Genomic DNA, 4,691 nt, shown 5'->3' on the forward strand with positions numbered 1-4,691 from the left:
GAGCCGATGGGCGCTACCATATTCGACGTCGATAAACTAGGCGAGAAATATGCATTTTTATATAACGGCGACGCGTTTGAAAAGATGCTGGGCATATTTGTAGGCGGCAAGATTACGCACTACAAGCTACCGATGACGGGGATCAAAAACGTCTATTTCTACGACGAAAACACCGTGATTTTGCTAGGTCTTGGTAGCGAAATTTTATATTTCGACCTGTCTAGCGGCAAGGTAAGCTTCGAGCAAAAGCTCACCATCGCCTCTTTGGGCGGCAGCGCATACGACCGCGCTAGCGGAACGCTGCTAATCTCGTGCGAAGGCGGCATCGTGTTTTATTTCGACGCGAAAGCGAAAAAGCTTATGAGCCAAAAATCCCTACACAAGGACGGGATCTACTCCGTGGCGCTGCTTGGCGATCGTATGATGAGCGGCTCGAACGACAAAGAAAGATCGTGCTACTACGAAAACGGCAATTTCGCTAAATTTTATAACGCCCGTTTTGCAGTTTTTGCCGTGGCGCTAAGCCCCGAGCTGGGTGCTTTTACCGTTGGTAACGGCGTACGCGTAATCGATAAAGCAGGCGAGATCGTTCGCAGCATCGAGCTAGGTAACGACATCATCAACTATCTGCTTTTCGAAGGAGATTATCTCGTGGGCTCGGGGTACAATAGATATATCTACTTTTGGGGGCTAAAATGAATATTTCAAGCGTCGTGATCTATCTAGGCGCAAATACCGACGTAGCGGCGTTTCGCAAGGAGCTGCAAAGTATCGGCGGCTGCGAGTTCGTCGCGTGCGAGGACGGCAAGGCGGTCGCCACGATTAGTGCGGAGAGCTTCGATGACGAGATCGCCGCATTTCGCGCGATAGAAGCCATAGAGGGCGTAAGCGAGGCGATGATGATCTATTCTTACTCCAATCTGGACGCAGACATCACCGCGGCAAACTCCGACAACGGCGAGCAGATAATGCGCGAGCTGGACGAAAAAGACCCGAGCCAGATCAAATACGGCGGCAAGGTGCGTGTCTAAACCGCCGCCGCAAATTTTAAAATTTAAAATTTTACCGCTAAATTTAACTGCGCAAGCAAGTTTAGAATTTTTGCAGCAAGCCGCCTAATCGCAAGCGCGCTGCGAATTATGGGCTCGTTAAGCTTGCATTAGATAATATAGCGCAAATCTGTCCGAAGGAGTAAATTTGCGCCTGAAATACCTTTGTATAATAGTTTTTCTAATCTGGCTCTGTATATTTATTGCCTTGCTACCTGCATATAGAATTTCGGCAATCTTAGAAGCGCTTGATTTTAGCGATAAAAACCTGACGCAAAGAGAGATCGTAGAGTTAAATTTAAAAGATTACCTAAAAAAACTTCACTACTTAGATAATTATCCACAAATAGATTTCGGCAAGATGGCGGATATTCACTTAGACAAAAACGGCTATGAGAGAGCAAGATTTTCATGGTGCAACGGCGATAAATATCCCGACGACAGATGCGAATTTTGGAAGCTGGATAAAAGGCTAAATTTTGATTATCTAATGGATCTGGGCTCTAAAATTTGCAAAAACGGCGAACCTATACAAAACGCCGAAGAGATTGTAGAAAACGACGAGATTTTAAAGCTACGCCTCTTTTATCCTTGGGAGCAAGAGCATTTGATTGACGAAGATGGAGAAATTTTATAGAGAATTTTATATATATGAGGTTTGGAGATGGCGCCAACCACTCATTCGACCTATTTACTGATTTTGTATTTATAAGTAAAAATGACATACAATTACCAATTACGCACGAAATAAAAACTAAAAAACTTGACATAATTACTCTAGAAAATAGATGTTATAGAAGGCTTTTAAACTCTATATTTAGGGATATATTTTATCAACAAAAAAAGAGCATATACCCGTTTTGCTATAACTATAAAAAGATAATTGATGAAAATATGGATTGCAATAGAGAATATATATTTTCTTTCATTTCAATATACGACAAGGGGAACAATCTCGATTATAAAACGATATTTTATAATAAAAATTTATACGATTATAAACATGAGACGGACATACTTTTCAAACAATACCAAAATTTAAAGAATCAAAAGAATAAGATAAATTTTAACTCGCAAGGAGAACGCAACGAAAGCGGATATTGAGTTGCTGGGCATTGCTTGCTAGAGCTGAAGTTAAAATTCTTTCTTTTATTATCGACTACTTTAAATTTAAACTCTAATCCATAAAATTTCGCCACGCCGCGCGGTGTAGCTTAAAAATACTGCGCCGCCGCATGACGCGACCCAAAATAACCTCGCCGATACTCGCGATCTTTGCTCTAAAATTCGTCAAAGAGCGCGAGCAGCAGCTGAAATTAAAATTCGCCTTTAAATTTAAAAGCTTTGTGCCCGCGCAAAAGCGCGAGCGGATAAAAAGCCGCGAGGGCGCAAGAGCCGCAAGGCATACTTGGCATTGCGCTTTACGGGCGAAATTTTCATAAATTTAAAAGCGCCAAGCGGCGCAAGCCCTATTCGAATTCTATCTTTTTTAGATAATCGTATAAATTTAGCACCGCGATAAATAGCGTTAAAATCGCAGGCCCCAAGATCACGCCCCAGAACCCGAACGTGCTGATGCCCGAAAGCATCGAGAAGAAGATCAGCATCTCGTTGATGTTTGCTGGGTTTTCTACTAGGCGCGAGTTGATAAATTTTATCACGAGCGGCTTAATGAAGCTGTCCGCGAGCGTCGAGATCAGTATCACGCAATACGCCATTATCACGATTGCGCCCGAGGTACTGCCCCCCGCTAGCACGTATAGCGCGGTGGGCACGTAGATGAGCGCGCCGCCGACTGCGGGGATGAGCGAGCAGAAGGCGAAAAGCACCCCCATCAGCAGCGCATCAAAGCCGAAGATCCCAGCGATGATAGAGAATAGAAAGCCCTGCAATACGGCGTTGAAGATGGTCGAGTAAAACACGACGCTCATCGTATTTGCCGTCTCGGAAAAGATATAATCGATCTGCGCGGGCTCGACGGGTAGAATTTTTTTGAAAAAGCGCTTGAAGCTCTCGCCGTAGAGGTATGCAAAAAAGCAAAACACGACGATAAGCACCATATCGACGATAAATTTTGCGCTGGACTTTCCAACGACCGAGAGGTAGGAGATGATCTGTTTCGCCACGCCTGCGACGTCTAGGTTTGCCAAAAACGAGCGAAACTGCGTATCAAATTTTTCAAAAGGCCCGGGCAGCTTGATGTCTAGGCTCTGAACGTAGCTAAGCGCGTCGTTTAAGCGCGCCATATCGAAGCTCGCGGCGTTTTTGGCGATCTCGATCACGGCGTAGATGAAGGGTACGAAAAAAAGCGCGCATAGCAAAAACAGGCTAAGTACCGAAGCTAGCGTGCGCCTACCGCGGCACAGCTTCGTTACTTTAGCATGCAGACCCGAAGTCGCCACCGCCATCAGCACGCCGATTGCGATCACCATCAAAAACGGCGAGAACAGATAGATCACGCAGCAAAACATCAGCAAGGTTGCGCCAATAAAAAATATCTTGTTCGTTTTCGCGCGCCCGCTAGCCTTGGCTAGACCTGCTTTCATACCCACAGCAGCTCCCGAAGCGGCAGCAGCGCCTAGCGCGGAAGCATTAGCCGAGAAGGTTTCATTGGCTTCGGCAGCGTCGTTAAGCGCGGCCGCACCGGTAGATGAGACTTCGTCGGTTTCGATCCGGCTTTTGCTTTGATTTTCGGCGGCGGTTTTGGCTTTGTTTTTGACGACTGCTTGAGCTCCGCCTTCAGTGTCAGCTTCGATTTTGCCCCCCTCATTATTTACGGTCTGATTTTCAGTGAAATTTTGCGCCTCGCTTTTGGAGTTATCCTCGGCGTTATTTTGGGCTATCTTTTCAGCCAGGTTTTTATTGCGGCTTGCGGCGTTGTCTTTTGGCGTCGGCAAATTTTATCCTTTTGAAATTTGATGAGCTATTTTATAAATTTTTTTATCAGATTTCGATTAAATTTTGAAATTTCATAGAATTTACGAGCGGCGTTCTCGCACATACAGCGCACTATACGACATGTACACGGGATCGTACCTAATTTATGAAAATAGCGCATAGCTCGAACATACGTCAAAACCAGATGTGTGCTCCTATGCCGTATTTGAGCCTTGTGCGCACCGCTGCAAGACGCCGTCTTGCGCCGAACTTTTGGCGCAGCTAGGCCTATCTCGCGTGGTAATCGGCACGCGCGATACGAATGCGCAGGCTGCGTGCGGCTAAATTTGATGAAATTAGCGCTTCGGCAGGCAGAGCCGATATGCTGGCGCCAGACGCGTATGCCGCGCCGCAAAATCTAAAGCTACGCGCGCCCGATGTGTGGATCCACTCGCGCCGCAACTCTTATAATAAGCCCAATAGCAACTTCACGCGGAAAAGAAAAATGTATAGCGAATGCGTCTGCTAGAAGCGAAGTAAAATCGGTACGATAAACGAGAGTGAAGTAAAAGCTAAGCGGACGACAGGTTATTTTTTAGAAAATTAATGTACCTTAATAATAGCAAACAACAATCCACGTAGGACAAAAGAATACGAATTTATAAAATAATGAGCACAACAGGTGCGCGAATAGACTAAATTTTAACTTTCAATGGAGAGTGAGAATAATAGCCGCCTATAGGCATATGAAAGCAGAACTTCGCT

The 4,691-nt window shown here is 45.3% G+C and carries 5 protein-coding genes; 4 read left to right on the forward strand and 1 reads right to left on the reverse strand.

Annotated features, from left to right (window positions below):
- The 4 genes from Q0095_RS05770 to Q0095_RS05785 form a co-directional block, all read left to right on the forward strand.
- The coding region (locus Q0095_RS05770) for a hypothetical protein (RefSeq protein WP_297882205.1) at window positions 1-699 on the forward strand (699 nt) is incomplete at its 5' end.
- On the forward strand, window positions 696-1,031 hold the full coding sequence (locus tag Q0095_RS05775) for a chaperone NapD (RefSeq protein ID WP_297882207.1): 336 nt from the start codon (window positions 696-698) through the stop codon (window positions 1,029-1,031). The genes Q0095_RS05770 and Q0095_RS05775, both read left to right, overlap by 4 nt.
- A 166-nt stretch (window positions 1,032-1,197) precedes the next feature.
- Complete coding sequence (locus Q0095_RS05780) at window positions 1,198-1,686, forward strand: hypothetical protein (RefSeq protein ID WP_297882209.1); 489 nt, start codon at window positions 1,198-1,200, stop codon at window positions 1,684-1,686.
- Between the two features lie 257 nt (window positions 1,687-1,943).
- The gene (locus Q0095_RS05785) at window positions 1,944-2,153 is read left to right on the forward strand and encodes a hypothetical protein (RefSeq protein ID WP_297882211.1); all 210 of its coding nucleotides are present in this window, start codon (window positions 1,944-1,946) and stop codon (window positions 2,151-2,153) included.
- 365 nt (window positions 2,154-2,518) lie between these two features.
- On the opposite strand, the gene Q0095_RS05790 is transcribed toward Q0095_RS05785, so the two are convergent.
- Window positions 2,519-3,946, reverse strand: coding sequence for an AI-2E family transporter (locus tag Q0095_RS05790; protein WP_297882213.1), 1,428 nt, complete (start codon window positions 3,944-3,946; stop codon window positions 2,519-2,521).
- Window positions 3,947-4,691 lie beyond the last annotated feature (745 nt).

It is taken from the genome of uncultured Campylobacter sp. (assembly GCF_938045535.1).
Taxonomy (GTDB): domain Bacteria; phylum Campylobacterota; class Campylobacteria; order Campylobacterales; family Campylobacteraceae; genus Campylobacter_B.